General features: G+C 49.4%; 9 protein-coding genes and 1 pseudogene. 1 reads left to right on the forward strand and 9 read right to left on the reverse strand.

Translation table 11 applies throughout. From position 1 onward, the window contains the following. Positions 1 to 4: 4 nt before the first annotated feature. The 9 genes and pseudogenes from ACFRAM_RS04785 to ACFRAM_RS04825 all read right to left on the reverse strand — a co-directional run bounded on the left by ACFRAM_RS04785 (position 5) and on the right by ACFRAM_RS04825 (position 15,096). Positions 5 to 412, reverse strand: a complete 408-nt coding sequence (locus ACFRAM_RS04785; protein ID WP_379464795.1) for a MerR family transcriptional regulator — start codon at positions 410 to 412, stop codon at positions 5 to 7. 126 nt (positions 413 to 538) lie between these two features. After that, positions 539 to 2,536, reverse strand: a complete 1,998-nt coding sequence (locus ACFRAM_RS04790) for an ABC transporter substrate-binding protein (protein ID WP_379464796.1) — start codon at positions 2,534 to 2,536, stop codon at positions 539 to 541. A 186-nt stretch (positions 2,537 to 2,722) separates the two neighbouring features. Continuing rightward, the gene (locus ACFRAM_RS04795; protein ID WP_379464797.1) at positions 2,723 to 4,807 is read right to left on the reverse strand and encodes an alpha/beta hydrolase fold domain-containing protein; all 2,085 of its coding nucleotides are present in this window, start codon (positions 4,805 to 4,807) and stop codon (positions 2,723 to 2,725) included. Between the two features lie 268 nt (positions 4,808 to 5,075). Beyond that, positions 5,076 to 7,855, reverse strand: a pseudogene (locus ACFRAM_RS04800) (alpha-mannosidase). Between the two features lie 24 nt (positions 7,856 to 7,879). After that, a complete protein-coding gene (locus ACFRAM_RS04805) occupies positions 7,880 to 8,704 on the reverse strand; it encodes a carbohydrate ABC transporter permease (RefSeq protein ID WP_379465514.1) in 825 nt (274 codons plus the stop codon). A gap of 81 nt (positions 8,705 to 8,785) precedes the next feature. Continuing rightward, positions 8,786 to 9,706 carry an ABC transporter permease gene (locus ACFRAM_RS04810; protein WP_379464798.1) on the reverse strand — a complete coding sequence of 307 codons (921 nt, stop codon included), beginning with the start codon at positions 9,704 to 9,706 and terminating at the stop codon, positions 8,786 to 8,788. A gap of 77 nt (positions 9,707 to 9,783) precedes the next feature. Next, entirely contained in the window at positions 9,784 to 11,424 is a 1,641-nt protein-coding gene (locus tag ACFRAM_RS04815; RefSeq protein ID WP_379464799.1) for an extracellular solute-binding protein, read from the reverse strand. Between the two features lie 141 nt (positions 11,425 to 11,565). Continuing rightward, the gene (locus ACFRAM_RS04820; RefSeq protein ID WP_379464800.1) at positions 11,566 to 13,911 is read right to left on the reverse strand and encodes a helix-turn-helix domain-containing protein; all 2,346 of its coding nucleotides are present in this window, start codon (positions 13,909 to 13,911) and stop codon (positions 11,566 to 11,568) included. 306 nt (positions 13,912 to 14,217) lie between these two features. Further along, complete coding sequence (locus ACFRAM_RS04825; protein WP_175371289.1) at positions 14,218 to 15,096, reverse strand: helix-turn-helix domain-containing protein; 879 nt, start codon at positions 15,094 to 15,096, stop codon at positions 14,218 to 14,220. A 136-nt stretch (positions 15,097 to 15,232) separates the two neighbouring features. Between ACFRAM_RS04825 and ACFRAM_RS04830 the strand changes: the two genes are divergently transcribed. Further along, positions 15,233 to 17,209: an alpha-amylase family protein gene (locus tag ACFRAM_RS04830; protein WP_379464801.1), complete on the forward strand. Its 1,977-nt coding sequence runs from the start codon at positions 15,233 to 15,235 to the stop codon at positions 17,207 to 17,209. The last annotated feature ends 57 nt before the right edge of the window (positions 17,210 to 17,266 follow it).

Consider the following 17,266-nt stretch of genomic DNA (forward strand, 5'->3'; position numbering starts at 1 on the left):
TCAACTAGGAATCCATATTGAGGATTTGCAGTGTCGCTTGCACGCCCGGATGCATATCCGTGGACTGCAAGTTGCTTTTCAACTGATTCAGCACCAGGAGCATTTCTTCTTTTTTCGAGATCTCGGATCTGATCTTCTCCTGCTTTCGGTCTATAGTCATTAGAAAATCATCTATGTTGATTTCACTATTTCTGGATTTTGTTAGAGCCTTTCTAATTTCCTTCAGCGTGAATCCGCAGGATTTAGCGTTATGAATAAACGTCAGCCGGTCCAGCACCTCTTCCGGATAGAGACGGTATCCAGATTCTGACCGCTGCAGCGGGGGCAGCAGCCCTTGCTTCTCGTAATATCTCAACGTTTCCATATTTACATTGGCTAATTTCGCTACCTGTCCGCGCAAGTATCCCGTCACCTTCTTGACTCCTCCCATCATCCATCTCTTCTTATTCTAGCAAAAAAATTCCAAGATCTGAATATCAGACCTTGGAATCATGCTAATCTATCTATTTTGCTACATAACGAAAAGACGAACGAATGACTATTGATTCTTTTTGGCTAACAGAAGCTTAACAATCGAGTCTAGCTGCATTTCCAGAGAGTAGGGGTCCTCCATAACAAATTCATCGCCTTTTTCATCAAATGAACCGTACATGTAGACCTGACCCTTTTGAACAGCGGGCAGACCCTTCCATAATTCACTATCCAGCACATCACTCGCTCCTTCGTCTTTCGCACCGTATACAAAGATATGATCACCCGTATATTCAGGCAGAAGCTCAAGTGAAATATTCTCAAATCCCTCTTTCATATTCAGTGCCTTCTCCGTAGGCGGAAGCTTAAGCATTTGATAGATTGTGGAACTGCCATAGTTGCCGCCTTCTGCCGCCAGAACATACAATGACTTATTAGCTACCTGTACAATGGAGACCGTCTCGCCTTCTTTGATGATCCCTTCAATGCTCTTTCGAGCCTCCACGACTTTACCCTCATACTCTGCTATCCATTGCTCCGCGACCTCTTGCTTGCCAAATATCTCACTGATTCTGCGGAATTTATCCAGCGGTCCTGCGGTAGATAAGCCTTCCCAATATGGAAGGAATACCGTTGTACCGATCTTTTTGTAATCCTCGATATTCTTCTCTATCGAACCTATGATTAGATCAGGCTCCAAATAAGTTAATTTCTCCAGATTCATAGGGAACCCTCCGAGGTCCTCAATACCGGCCAGGATCTCCTTGGATATCCCCGACTGGTCGAGCCAGGCCTCGTTCAGCATGAAGGTTCGGACGCCTACCGGAATAATCCCTAATTTCAAAAGATGGCCCATATACTGATCGGACACTACCCGCTGCGGATCTGCCGGCACTTCGACATCCCCCATTAGCGTAGATACCGTTCTTGTTTTGGATTGTACAGCCTCCGGCTGCCCGTTGTCCTTAGGCTGATTATTTCCGGTCTCAGCTACCGTCTTAGCAGGCTCCGCCTTCGTCCCACCACCAGCTGCTGGCGAATTTGCGCAGGCTCCCAGCAACAACGATAGACACAACAGCATCGTCATTGCGGTAATTTTGATTCTACCGTGCATGAATAAATCCCCTTCCACATTGTTCTGATATTGATAATCAGTATCAGTATAATGGGCGGATGGGCTCTGCTGAAGTGCATATTTTGCCATTGATAAGGGCAAATCCTGATATCTCGCATGATGCTGACGTTCTTTTTTGAAGTGTACAGGGGACAAGCCCTTATATTTTTTGAAGCTGCGGCTTAAAGAATGAGCATCCGGGTAGCCCACATTCTCCGCAATTTCCTGTAAGGTCGCGTCCGTCTGCATTAGCAGCTCCATCGCCCGGTCGGCACGTACCTGACCCAAGTAATGAATGGGGCTAGTATGCATTTTGTGCTTGAACAGCCTGGACAGATGTCCTGCGCTGCACTCCAATTCTTCAGCAATCGACTCCAGTGTTAGAGGCTTGCTGAAGTGTTCACGAATATACTCCGCAGCCTGCAATACCGGATCAGGCTTCAACGGACGTATGCCTTGACGGTGCATCTGCCCTAACAGGTCGTACACAAACTGATGGAATATTGCCCTCACATGCAGTTTGCCAAGTCCCGTCATTTGGCGCCATTCCTGCTCCAGCAGTTCTACTTTATTATGCAGGGACAAGGGATTGTGCGGTGGAAAGGCATATTGATCTTGGAAAGGATTCTCCCTTTCCAGCAGCTGAACAATTTCCTTGCGGGCCGGAAGGGCAAGAATGGCTTTATATAAAATCATATAGTATTCAAGCTCATCCTCTGCAGCAATGTTCAATGACATGCCCTTCCCGCCATGCAGGATATGGAACCGCTCCACGCTATGTATCCTCTGATCCAGCCATACCCGGGCGCTGCCACGCACAGTATATAAGAAGGCGCTCGAAGGCAGACGGTAGTCCCGCAGTTCCCCATCCTTTTCCATTCTTTTGTGACGGACATCCATCACTTTTATAAAAACATGATTCCACAGCTTGATGTGATCATTCAATTTCATGAACGCTGTTCAACCTCCGATTCAAACCTAACATTCTCTCTTTTCCCGCTTCTTGGACGTAACTCTATTATAGTTGATAATCATTCTCATTGACAATGAATGCTTAATCAATACAAAAAAAAGCCCGGATAAAGCTCATCCAGGCTTCTTCTCACAATATTTGAACCCACTTCCATTTAATCTATATCAATCCACCAGATACAGGTCGCCGAAGGCGTCAATATCCTTGGAGGTCCCTATGCCACTATTGTATTCGACCCAGCCTTTACGCCCTTCTCCGTCATTGTCATTGACCAGGATTGAGAATTTCAGCTTCAGGCCATCTTTCACCAATGTGGTCTCATGGCCTAACTCTTCCCACGGAATCGCCAGCTCGTAGGTGGTTTTTAAGCCCTCCCGTTTGATGGCGTATTTAAGGTCTACAGCATCGCCCACTGGGAAGCCGCTTGGCGCGATCCAGCGCCACTTGTACAATGTCCCGTTGTCTCCCCTTGCGGCACCTAGTTCATGATATTCTGACGGAACTGTGCCATCTGAGTTGGCTATGCCTATCCCGATCTGGATGCTGTCCCCGCTCCAGATGGCATCCCCCGATGCCGGCTGAACATGCTTGTCGTCAGTGACCTCTACCCCGAGATACAGGTTGTGATCATCCCAGGAGAGCTGGCCGGTGGCGCTAAGATCCTGCTCTCCTTTCCAGTCGTTGACCCTGACATCCTTCACAGCAAATCTAGCAGAATTATTCCACTCCGACAGATCGCCCTCGATCTTCAAAGGCTTGCTGAGCTTTGGGATTAGAAGAGCATTGAAGGTATCCAACGCTGTCTGCAGCAGTGTACCCTGATCGTTAGAAGCTTTCAGTGTGCGGTGGCCCCTTGCCAATTCGGGAAGATCAACACGTACCTTCTCGCCTGGTTGCAATGCCTCCACTGCTGTTGTAAAAGTACCAGGGGTAGATTGTGCTGTCTCATAATCCACTTGCAATAAACCGCTGAATTTGTTCTTGGACCGGTTAACAACGTCCATATGAGTTCTTACCGCTTGCCGTGATTGATCGTAGAAAGTCATATAATGTACCTCCAGCGGATCAATGACATTCACATTGACGGTAAAGCCCTGGGCGGTCTCGCGCCCTTGGCCCTGCCACACATCAACGGATAGATTTCCTCGCTTAACGCCCTCTGGAGTCTGGATCTGCAGTGTGTGGTTCTCTTGTCCTATGAGCTCCCATCCATTTGGCAAAGAAACATTAAGCTGCTCCCCGGTAGTTCCTCTGTAAGCTTCGGGAAGTTTGATTTCAAAAATATCACCAGACGCAACAGAGAGACCGGAATTCTCCGGTAACCGGTCAAGGCCTCGGCTGTTCCGAACATTCCATAAAAAATGCGAGGTTGTCTCCACGATCTCGTCGATATACTTCGTGTTCTTGTAGTCGTGGCCTACGCCCTCCATCGTAAGCAGATTATGATAAACTCCCTGCTCCTTCAATTGGTTGCCCAAATCCACACTTAGCTGGTATGGAACAAGCTTGTCTATGGTCCCATGGATAATAAGAAACGGAGGAAGCTTGCTATCCGGAAGCCTTGTCAGATCCCCGCCATAAATATCCACAATGGCAAAGACAGACTGTACAAGGGCCGGATCACTGGACAAAGAAAGATTGACAAAATTTATAGAAAGATGGCCTCCAGCAGAATCCCCTCCGATCACAATGTGTCCGGCATCCAGTCCGTAAGTCGCTGCATTATCGTTAATCCAATGGATCACGTCCCGTATATCCTCGCAAGCATCGGTAAGCGTGCGGCTGAAGTTAATAAACGGGTCTGTTTTCAAGCGGTAATCCACGGACAGGACCACATATCCCCGTTTAGCCATCGCCGTTGCAAAATCGGCAGCATCTTCCTTGCCTCCTCCTGAATAACCGCCTCCATGGATGAAAACGAAGACCGGTCTCAGCTTGTTGTTGTCGCCAGTGGGCTGGTACAGGTCAAGCTTCAACGCTTCCTCCGCTTCTGTCTCATTCTTCTTCTTGGCATACAAAATATCACGTTTCACCTCAACCTCATAAGCCGGGGTCAAGTACTGCACCGGTTCTTGCTCATAAATCGCCTTAACGTTGGACTGTGCTCCACTGTTATTGACAGGAGCGACGGCTACCACCTCCTTCTCTTGATTATCAGAAACTTTGTTATCCTCGCGGTTATACAAAAATAGCCAGGCACCCAGAACAATAAGCAGAATCGGAATCACATAAAAAAGCCTTTGCTTCACTGTGATAACCTCCTAGAATGATTTTATTTGCATACTCTACACCCGAATCCAATGCCTTAGGATATATAATTATAACGGTCTGTTTACATTCTAGGTTTCTGGAAAGCATTTAACAATTATGTATTCCTTCGAAAATAGAGTGTATTATTACGTATTTCTATCATTATTTGTGAATTCAGAGACATATCATTATTAGGACATAATAAAAAATCGCCTATCACCATAGATATGGTGATAGGCGATTATATTTCCCATATGGATCTGACAGCTATCCGTTCTCTGTATTGAACATAGCGCCCAGCGTTACAATCTCCGCTGGGCCAACGCTGACCTTCGCGCTTCCTGCTGAAGCAGGCAGCGGCTCGCTCCGCTCCTCCAGCACCGTGCTCCGGTAGAGCATAGTGGCAGGTCTAGTCACTGTCACACTCAATTCAGTCTCTTCCCCTGTCATATTGTACCACCTTAGCACAAGATCATTACTGTGCTCACTGACCTTCACAGCTGTGAGCGCTAGCCCTTCACCTGCCCACTCGGCAAAGGTATGCTCCACAGGCAGCGTTCCGCTCTGCATAGGAGCCTGCACAACCGTTATGGGTGACTGGTTCTGGTAGGCCAACGCAAAAGATTCTTCTCTGGCACTGCCAGCTCCATGTGGAATCACCGCATATTTGAAGCTATGGTTACCAAGGCATTGAGCTTCTGGTGTAGGGAATACCCCCCAATCACCCAATTCCCCGACTGCACGAAGCAGGGTAACGGCAATGGTTCCCTGACCATCACGCAGTACCTCGTACTCGTTCAGGCCTAGGTTTCCAATGGTCAATCCGACGTCAGGGCTGCTTACATTAACAAAGGCCTGCTGATGCTGGCAATGGCTAGGATTGATCCATTCCGCAGCAGGTACGGTATCGCGCAACGCCACCTCGAACACAGAATCCACCCGGTGTACCGGAGATTCTATGCCTGTGGGGAACAGCACCCGCAGGCGGTGATCCTGAACCTGATTGTCTATAAGCGTCTCCACATGAAGCTGCGGATCGCCTTGAATCAATGTGAGGGTGGTCGTGATCCGAAACGGAACGCTTTGCGGGCTTCGGGCCGCTGTCCGCTCCAGAAACGGAACGAACCCCTCCCGCTCCGAAACCAGCCGCTCGTCCGACCCTTTAGGCAAGGACCAATCATGTATGATTTCCACACTCTTACGGAACGAACCAGATGGAAGCTTCACAATACTGGCCCGCAGCCCTTCTGTGGTCAGCGGCTGATCACCTTCCGGAGCCTTGAAAATATACTCATTCCCAATATCCCCGATATTCTCATATACGCCCAGACCCGGGAAGACACCGCCGCTTATCTTATCTGTTACAGTATAGGAGCCATTCTCCTGCACGGAAACATGCAGAAAATCGTTCTCCAGAATGTACTCCTGTTGCTGCTGTTCCTCTTGCTCCTTCTCAATGTTACCGGCATTCAACAGGTCAAGCTTCTCTGAAGATGCTGTGTGGCTAATCCCCGATACCGGGACAAAAGCATAGGTCCGGTATCCAAGTGCAAGCACCCGTTCAGCCAATAATGTTATCCGTATCATTCTCGCCATATAGGGCTGGCGGAAACGATCCTCCGGCAAATCGTAGCCGAACCGTACGCCCAAATCCGTGATCTCTGCGGGTATAATCTTCCCAGAAGCATCTTGAACCTGGCCAGTTACAGATTTCGCGGTAAGCTCGTGAATAATATCAGCCCTCTTCCGACCCTTCATGTAGATACGCTCTGTCTCAAGCTCTACAGTGATGGCTGATGTTCTGACCCAGCCAGAGGTGTTCAGCGCAACGAATGGCACCGCGCCTTCAAGCTGTCTGAAGGCACTTGCGTTGTCAATACTGCTAGTGATAACAGCCGCGCTCTCTGCAATGATCTCCTCCGCTATGGCATCTGCCTTCGCGAAGCGGGTCATCATCTCGCGGTGCACCTCATCCACACTGCATCCGCAAATGCTGTCATGGGGATGATTCTGCATCAGCGTCTTCCATGCAAAGCGCAACAGATGATGCGGGTACGGCTTTCCAAGCAGGCGGCGAAGGCAGCGAGCGGCTCTGCCATTCGCTCCAGCAGTGCCTGCGAATGCTGGTTGGCCTGCTTGATATATACGCGTGCGGAAGCCGTATTTACTAGCGTCCACCAGCCGTCTGTCCGCTGGCTGCGCAGCTCTCCCCGTACCGTGGATAACGTCTGCGGCAAGGAGGCCTGGACTTGACGCACATATTGACCAAAATCGGAGTGCACAAATTGAACATCCGGGAACAGACTCCGCGCCGTATCCAGAGCGGCACTCAGGTCACTCTGTACCGGTTGATGATCGCATCCATTCATAAACAGCAGATGAGGTGTGGAAGCATAGGCTCCTGCATCCTGCAGACGCTTGTTCCAGTATTGCTGTGCTTCAGCAGCATCGACCGGAATCTCCATCCCATTGTTATACCAGTTGGCGAATAGGATGCCCAGCACCTGCGAACCGTCAGGCGATTCCCAGTTCAGCTCAGAATACGCCGACTCATAATCACCCTTGAGCTCATTATTGAAGCCAACAGGCTTCACCCCCCGGCCAAAGACCGCTACGTCTATACCTGCTTGCCGTAGGAGCTGGGGAGCTTGCCCCATGTTGCCAAAGGAATCCGGGAAATAGCCGATTTTGGACACCGCTCCATATTCCGCAGCATCTCTATGCCCGATTTGCAGGTTACGGATATTGGCTTCCCCGCTGGTCAGAAATTCATCTTGCAGGATGTACCAGGGACCGATAACCAGCCTCCCCTCTTGTACCAGCTGCTTCAGAATGTCCTTATTCTCCGGCCGAACCTGCAGGTAATCCTCCAATACAATCGTTTGGCCGTCCAGATGAAAGCTGTGAAACTGCGGATCACGATCCAGTAAGTCAATCAGAGTATCCATCAGTTGGATTAACCGCACGTGATGCTTCTCGTAAGGCAGATACCATTCCCTATCCCAATGGGAATGAGCGATAATATGGGCAACTTTTTTTGTAGTCATCTGATCAGTTCCTTCCGAACATTGTTATTCTTTGATTGAGCCTAGCATAACGCCTTTGACAAAATACCGCTGGAGGAATGGATAGAGCAGCAAGATCGGTACTGTCGCAACAATGATCGTTGCATATTTGATCGTCTCCTGAATCAGACCTTTGTCGACATCCGCCACGGTACTCATCATGGAGTCTGTGCTGTTCGTAATCAGAATTCCCTGCAGAACGAGCTGCAGCGGGTATAAATCCTTGTCGCGCAGGTAAATCAGCGCATCCATATAGGCATTCCAATGCCCTACACCGTAGAAGAGAGTCATTACAGCCATAATTGGCAATGAGACCGGGATAAAGATTTGGAACAGAATACGAAAATCATTGGCCCCGTCTATCCGCGCTGATTCTTCCAGCGCTGCGGGGATACCTGCAAAGGAGGTACGCATGACCAGCAGGTTCCAGGTGCTGATCGCAGACGGCAGAATCATCGCCCACCGCGTATCGAGCAGCCCCAGATGCTTCATATTGAGATAGGTAGGAATCAGACCCCCGGAGAAGAACATCGTGAATACGATGGCAAACATAATGGGTCCGACGAATCGAACACCCTTACGAGACAGCGCATAGGCAGCGAAGCTGGTCAGCGTCAGATTCAGCGTCGTACCGACGACAACGTAAATCATAGTATTGAAATAACCGATAGAAATCATTGGATTCTCGAATACCAGCTTATAAGATTCAAGACTGAAGCCGGTCGGCATCAACAGCAGCCCCTGATGCTGAATCAGATCGGAAGGGTTACTGAAGGAAGCAAACAGCACATACAGAAACGGATACAGGGTAACAGCCATCAGCACCACCATAAATACGTTGATGCAGATATCAAATAGCCGTTCTCCCCAGGAAATATGAGACTTCAAGGATCATTCACCCCCTGGAATGGACTACCACAGACTTGTTTCATTGATCTTCCGGCTGATCTTGTTGGCCGAGACGAGCAACAGGAAGTTAATCACATTGTTGAACAGGCCGATTGCTGCCGAAAAACCATAATCCATCTGAAGCAATCCTCGCCGGTATACGAAGGTGGAGATCACGTCCGCCGTTTCATAGGTTGTTGAGTTGTACAACAAAAGAATCTTTTCCAGACTGCCCCCAGCCATCAGTGTACCGAATCGCAAGATCAGCATAATGATGATCGTCGGCATAATCCCCGGGAGGGTGACATGCAGAATTTGCTTGAATCGTCCTGCACCATCAGTCTTGGCAGCTTCGTAAAGACTGGGGTCAATACCCGCAATCGCCGCCAGATAAATAATCGAGCCCCAGCCTACTCCTTGCCAGATTCCGGAAGAAACATAAATGGTCCGGAACCATTCAGGTACAATAAGGAAAGAAACCGAAGGAATACCGAAAAAGCCAGTCAACTGATTGATCAGACCGTTCCCGGAGAGAAAGTCGACCAGCATTCCCGAGACTACGACTATTGAGATAAAGTGCGGGAGATACGTAATGGACTGCACCACATTTTTAAATACACGGCTTCGAATTTCATTAAGCAGCAGGGCCAGAATGATAGGAGCCGGAAAGCCGAAAACCAATTCATACAAGCTAATCAACAGTGTATTGCGAATCAAGCGCCAGAAATAATAACTGTCATAAAATGATATGAAATGCTTGAACCCGACCCATTCGCTGCCCAAAATTCCTTTGACAGGTGAGAAATCTTTAAAAGCAATCTGCAAACCGTACATCGGAAAATAAAGGAATACCAGATAGTAGATCACAACGGGAAGCAGCATCAAATAGATATATTTATGTCGAGACCAGTCTCGCAGCAGCTTCAACACATAGACCTCCTTCATGTACAGAGTAAAAACAGCGGGTCCCAGGCCGGCGCAGGTCAGCGCGACGAACCATTAGGAACCCGCTCAAATCAGCGTTACCGTTTCAAATATCGTTCGTAAGCTGCCTGCTGAATATCAATAGCCTCTTGAATCCCCATGCCTTCAATGGTTTTCACGAAGGTATCGAAATTGTCGATTGGCTCCACACCCATAACGAATCTGTCGAACATCTCGTCACGATAAGTAGTCACATCCGTCATAATCGCTGCCAATCTTGCCGATTCATCATTGGTTAACGACAGCGTTGGAAGCCAGTCACCATTCTCTACATCCATCCAGGTACTGAGCGCTTCCTTCTGTTGAGGCAGCGAAACGTTCTGCTCCTGATAACGTTTATCCTGTACAAACGGACCTCCGAACGGAATCGCATATTGGCCGAGCGCAGTAGCGAAAGCCATGCCATCCGGATTTTTCATAATTTCATCGGTATAGGTAGGAAAGCCGTCCTTCATCTCGTAGCTCTTGCCCTCAATACCAAAGTTGAACAGCATACTTCCCTCATCACCATATTTGAAATCCAACCATTTTACTGTCTCCTCGATATGCTTGTTGCTGCTGGTAATGGCCGCTCCCACGCTGTTGAAAATTGGCGTAATTTGACCCAGAACCGGCTTGTCGCCCTTCTTGAGCGTTGGATAAGGTGCACCTACCAGGTTAAAGTCGGGATCTTTCTCGGACATCGCTGTCATATACTTTCCGATCCCGCCGCCTACCGCCAGTTCAGATGCAGCTAACAGCCCGCCAGTCCATTTGGCGTCCTTCTGCTTGTCGTCCGTGGCTGCATAATCGCGGTCAATTAGGCCTTCTGCGTACCAGTTGCGCATCGTGTTCAGGAACTCTTTATATTCCGGCTGAATTGGACCGTAAGCTGCTTTTCCGTCCTTCAAATAGAATTGGCTGGTAATTCCCCAGGCATTGAGGAACACATTACTGAAATTCAGCATCGTATCCTTTTTAATCAGGAGCGGAATTTCATCGGCTTTGCCGTTTCCGTTGGGATCGCCTTCCTTAAGCGCTTTCAATACAGTGTGCCATTCGTCAATAGTTGTTGGTACCTGAAGGCCTAGCTTATCAAGCCAATCCTTACGGATGCCAAGGCCAAAGTACGTACGCAAGTATGGATCCGCCCGCAGGAAAGGAAACGCATAAATCCGCCCATCGTCCGTGGAAACCTCTTTCTTGATCTCCGGGTGGTCTGAGAGCAGTTTGGTCAAGTTCGGAGCATATTTATCAATGTAATCATTAAGCGGAACAATAACACCGCTGTTCATGGCACCTACACCACCGCCCGGGTAATCATTCCAGCCCCATTCGATAACATCCGGATAAGAGCCTGAGCTCATCAGCAGATTGAACTGGTTCTTCTCCTGACCGGTAGTAGGACTCTGGAATTCAATATGAATTCCTGTCTTCTTCTCTGTCTCTTGATAAGCAGCAATATCATTTTGAGTCTTGATTCCTGGTGCCGCACTGCCCAAACCCTGTACATAATAAGTTAATGTAAGCGGGCTGGATACGATCTTACCATCCTTAGGCTCTTCCACATTCCCCGTTCCCGCCGGTGGCGAATTCGCAGGTTCTTCTGCTTGGTTCCCCCCTGAACAGGCCGATAATGAAACGGTTAGTGCCGTCATGGCCGCCAGCATCGTGATCAGGCTTTTTTTTCCATAACTCATGAATATATTCCCCCCTCTGGTTACTGTATGGTGTGCGTCCACTCGCAACTCCGACATCATCATACCCATGTTACACTGTCGCTGAATATGGCCTGGATGTTACATTGCCATTCCAATTGAAAGATCGGAGACTGCACATATCTAAGATCGATGTTCCGTTTGTGTGTTCGTACGATATTGACCAGGGGTGATCCCCTCATGTTTTTTGAAAAAACGAATAAAACCAATGTCGTTGGAGTAGCCTACCGCACGGGCCACATATGCTACGGTACGATCCGTATCCGTCAACAGCCGTTTTGCCTCCTTAAGTCGGGTCTCTGCTATAAACTCAAGAATCGTGTGGCCGGTAACCTTTTTGAAAAAAGAGGATAGATATGGCTGTGTAATTCCCAATTCATCCGCAATCAGGTTTACACTCAACATGTTCTCGCTGTAACGTTCCCTTACGATCTGTTTGATCGTCTCCAGCATCCGGCTGCCCTGATCACTACGTCCTTCCCGCCAGAGACGGCAGACGGTCTGAAACTCTCCTTTCAGCTGCTGGAATGTACGGTGGGCATCCGCGTTGCCATCGGACTGATTCTGTAAAAGCCGCATAGCAAGCTCCGCATCCGCATTCGGTGTATTCTGGACAATCCGGAACAACGTCGAAGACAAATGTAGCAGGAAATACGAGCCAACCAGCGGACTGCTGCCGTCAGTGCTGTAATGATCCGAATACAAAGCATTCAGAAGCTGTTCTGTTTTCTCTTCCTCACCTGATTTCACATAATTGGTCAACTGCTGTTCGATATCCAACGGATAATAATAAACCGGCGGCCGCTCCCGTAATTGGTCAACTGCGTGATCCTTGGCCTGCTGCTTGGCGTCCTCATCGAGCCGCTTGAGAGCATCGCGGAAGGCTTCGCCGATTGTTTTTATTTCCCGCGCAATGAAGCTCGCACCAATAGACACCTTTAGCCGGAATCGCTTACACAGCATGTGTTCCAGTTGCTCTGTGATCGCTGACAGTTCTGCCGTGCATGCCGCCTCATCGGCTTCACTGAAATTAATCAGGAGAGCAATTCTGCCCTGATCCAGCTCAGTGGTGTAGGCGATATGTCGCTCGCCCACCAGATCGGTGGCAATATTCGAAATAACGAAGTTGATAAAGAGCCATTCTTTAGGATCATTTTCAGTAGAAAAAGCATTCATATCCTCCACGTCGATCAACAGGATCGCAAAAGTATCGGAAATAAAACGAATATCCATGAATTCCAAGGCTTCCGGCTGCAGCTCATGAGGATCTGCGTAGCCCTTGATCAGCCGATTCAGGAAATGAAGACGAATAATGGGTGTCTGCTGCGACAACCGGCCCCGGAGTTCCGTTTCCGTTATTCGGGCCGACTGGATCGATGTATGTATGAATTGATATTCCAGAGGTCCCTCCTTGCGCGGCAGCGCAGGACTGTTGCCCGTTACAACCGATACTAAATCACGGAGTGGGCGTACGTTACGATAGGATAGATAGAACGATACAGCCGCTCCTGAAAGCGCAGCCAAAATCAGCAGCAATAAGGCCCAGCTTCGTACCTCGTTCACTTCCTTCAGAAAGACTACACGGGGAACCTCCAACACAAATTTCCACCCGAAGACGCTTGAAGTCACATAGGAGACTATCATCTCTTTCCCCTCACGCCGGGTCTCCAGCTTACCCTGCTCTCCTTGCATGTCTCCATATGTAAAAGATAACGGTACCTTACTGGCGGCCGTTGTGCTGACCATCCGGTTACTGCTGTCCACAATGTAGATACTACCTTGTCCGGCATCCGCCAAGCCCTGGAACATTTTGCGTAGTTCATCTTCATTAATCATGATAAACAGCGTGGCTAATCCCTTGGAACGGTTGCCGAGCGGAAGGGTCTGCATATATGCTAGAATGTCGCTTGACTCCCCGATACTGCTCCTTGCATGCAGTGATGGCTCGAAGGTACGGAAATGGTATCCGCTTTCAAATTTCTGCACCCATTCATCAGCGCTCAACCCGTCAAAGCGAACGGCCTGCTCAAACAAAATTTCCGGTGTAGTCTTCACGCCCGGCCCCAGCATGGTTCCAGTTTTGGGCAGATATATGTAGTAATCATTAATGAATGGTGTCAATTGCTTGTATCGCTTCAAATCCTCGGCTAATGCAATCATCTCGTACTGCTCTTTATCAGACAGGGGCGTTCTACTGCTCATTAGCTGCAGCAGTTTGGGATGATTGGCGATCTGCTGTTCCAACTGCTCGATCATTTGCAGCTGCCCATCAGCAAGCTCCCGGAGCTGTCCCAGCATAGCGGAATTACTACGCTCCACGGATTTCACCACCACTTCCCTGGCGCTCCAGTAAAGTATGCTGCCAAGAACAAGCAGCAGCAGAAGTATTGAGATATAGGACCAGAACAATGCCGGCCAAGCGCCTTTGAACCTAAACCATTTCCAGCTTCTCATACCTTTCTTCTCCATCGGCTCTCCTCCGCTTCCGCTCTATTGTTGTGCCCCTAACACCTAGAGGACCTCTATAATCCCGCTTTAGTATACCATCATTACAAGTGGGCAGGACCTAACCATTCGTTCACTGGAGTATCCATTTGTATGATTTGTAAGGAGATACCACTGGAATCCAAGCATAAAAAAACCATCCTCCAATAAGTTACGGAGAATGGTTCTGGATCTGATCCTGCAGAAGGCTTCTTCTTCGGGTGATACGACACCTCATTCCATCATATTTATTGATGCTGGGGATACAACGTTGACGAACTACTCCATTTTCTATTCTATTAAAAACACCTGATACTGCCTGCGGTACTCCCCTGGCGTGAGTGAAGTTTGGCGCTTGAACAAGCGTGTAAAATAGTTATTGTCCTGCAGGCCACACAACTCACCGATCCGTTTCAATGAAAGCTCGGAATGCGCCAGCAGCCGCTTGGCCTTCTCGATCTGAAGATGGTGCCTGTATTGTAGCGGGCTCATCCCCGTATACTGCTTCAGGCAGCGAGCCAGATAATCGAAATGATAGAGCAGATCACGCTCCATTTGCACGGAATCGAACGGCTGCTCTAAATGCTGGTTCAAATAAGCCGCCACCTTCTCGCTGAGAAAATAGGAACGGGCCTGCGGACTGCTGCGTCGCATCCCGTTCTGCAGTTGCAGGAGAAATTGGCCGAGCAGGATATTCAACTCAAAGGAACGCTGTAGGGTCAACACATGGTGCAGCTCAAGCATCTCGGTCAACAGAGGCTGGAGTGAGCGCAGATCCACAGCAGCGAATTTCGGAATCTCAATGACTCCCGGTGGAGCTTCCGTATCCTGATCACTCCGCTGGAGCAACGGCTGCTGCCAATGTGTCTTCTCCTTCAAGATGGGTTCCACAGACACAGGGTACTGAAAATGAATCCAGTACACCTCGGTCTCCAGCTCGGTCGGCCGTGAGCCGCGATGGGTTTTGCCAGGCTCCAGAACCAGCATCATGCCTCCGGCTACCTCATAACCAATACCATCTTCCTCCATGTGCAGCATCCCTTTGGCGCATATAATGAGATCGAATACCTCGAATTGGCGCTGAGCATGCTGCACACCGGGCTTCCATAACGTGTGACCGATTGCCGCCAGCAATGGAAAGGGCGGGACCGGTAGTTCAAGCACAAGCATGTAACGTCCTCCTGATTTAAAGACACCGAAATTGTACTATACAAAGTCGGAATTGTCGGCTGTATGTCATCCCATAATCCATTAGAGTGGTAGATATAATATGATTCTATCATTTAATGACCAGGGGGACGCAAGCATGAAATTTCGTCAGGTGCATCTCGATTTCCATACATCCGAAGCCATTGAAGGCATTGGCCGGGACTTTTCCAAGCAGCAATTTCAGGAGATGCTTAAGACCGGGCATGTCGATTCCATTACCATTTTCTCCAAATGTCATCATGGCTGGGCTTATCACCCGACAACCGCGAATGAAACACATCCACATCTGGATTTTGACCTTCTGGGCGCACAGATTGAGGCCGCTCATGAAATCGGCGTGAAGACGCCAGTCTATCTCTCCGCCGGATTGGATGAGCGGCTCGCCCGTAAACATCCACAGTGGCTGATTCGCAATCAGCAGGAGGTCATTAGCTGGACGGGTGACTTCATGACACCAGGATATCATCAATTCTGTATGAACACTCCTTATCTTGACGTTCTGGCCCAGCAGGTGGAAGAAGTCGTGAAAAACTACGATGCAGACGGCATCTTCCTGGATATCGTCGGCGTCCGGGAATGCTACTGTCAATATTGTGTGGCTGACATCCGTGAGCGGGGCTCAGACCCGCGTAATCTGGAAGATATGCGGAAGATGTGGGAAGAGACCTATGCCCGTTATGCCAAAAGAATGAATGATACCGTTCACACGGTGAAGCCTGGGCTTCCGGTATTCCATAACAGCAGCCACGTTGACCGCGGGCGGCGTGACCTTGCCCATGTCAACACCCATCTGGAGCTGGAGTCGCTGCCGACAGGCGGCTGGGGCTATGACCACTTTCCGCTCTCCGCGCGTTATGCACAGACGCTGGGCATGGATTTTCTCGGCATGACCGGTAAGTTCCATACTTCATGGGGCGAGTTCGGCGGGTACAAACATCCGAACGCGCTGCGGTATGAAGCCGCGTTGAGCCTTGCCAACGGAGCGCGCTGCTCCATCGGGGATCAGCTGCATCCCGGCGGCAAGATGGATCTCGCCACCTACACGCTGATCGGCGAAGCTTACCGCGAGGTAGAAGCCAAGGAAGAATGGTGCCAGGATACCACGGGCATCGCTGATATTGCCCTATTGTCACTTGAAGCTGCATCATGGGCTGCTGGCAATGGTCCGATCCCTCAGCACAACAAGCATGACACAGGAGCCGTGCGGATTTTGCTGGAGGGCAACTATCTCTTCGATGTGGTGGATTTGGAGGCAGATCTGGCATCATACAAGGTGCTAATTCTACCGGACGAGATTCAGATTACAGCGCAACTTAAGACTAAACTAGATGACTTTATTGCTGGCGGCGGCAAAATCCTGGCTACCGGACGTTCCGGTCTGTCCGTGGACGGAAGCGGATTTGCACTGGATTTGGGCGTTACTTGGCAGGGGGTATCAGCGTTCCGGCCATCATATCTGCGGCCGTCTTTCGAGCTCCCTTCGCTGCGCACAGCCTCCTTTGTCATTTATACCGAAGGTCAAGACGCTGTACTCTCACCGGGCGGTACTCTGCTCGGCAGCAAGGAAAATTCATACTTCAACCGCGACTTGTTCACCTTCTGCTCGCACCAGCATACTCCTTCCGATCTACAAGAAGCCGGAGCGGGCATCGCAGAGGGACGGGACGGTATCTATGTAGCTTGGCATGTGTTTGAAGATTATGCGGTAAAAGGTAGCCTGCCCGTGAAGGAAATCATCTGCTACGTGCTGGATCGCCTGCTAGGAAACCATAAATCGCTGACTACCAATCTGCCTGCGCAAGGTGTTACCACTTTGCAGGCGCAGCCGGCCTTCAAGCGTTGGGTTAATCATCTGTTATACGCTTCTCCGGTCCGCAGAGGGGAAGGTGTAGAAATTATCGAGGATCTGCTGCCTCTCATGAATACAGAAGTCACCCTTGCGGCGACAGAACAAGTTAAAGATGTATATCTGGCACCTCAAAACGAGGGTCTTCCATTCAACCAAGTTGACGGCAAACTGAGCTACACTGTGCCGCTGTGGGCCTGTCATCAAATGGTTGTGATTCAATTCTAGTGCGGATGTCCAGCCAATAGTCCATTGTTATACAGAGCATCCCCGCTACCAGCCATG

The organism is Paenibacillus sp. NPDC056722, assembly GCF_042790635.1.
In the GTDB taxonomy this organism is placed as follows: Bacteria; Bacillota; Bacilli; order Paenibacillales; family Paenibacillaceae; genus Paenibacillus_AQ; species Paenibacillus_AQ agri.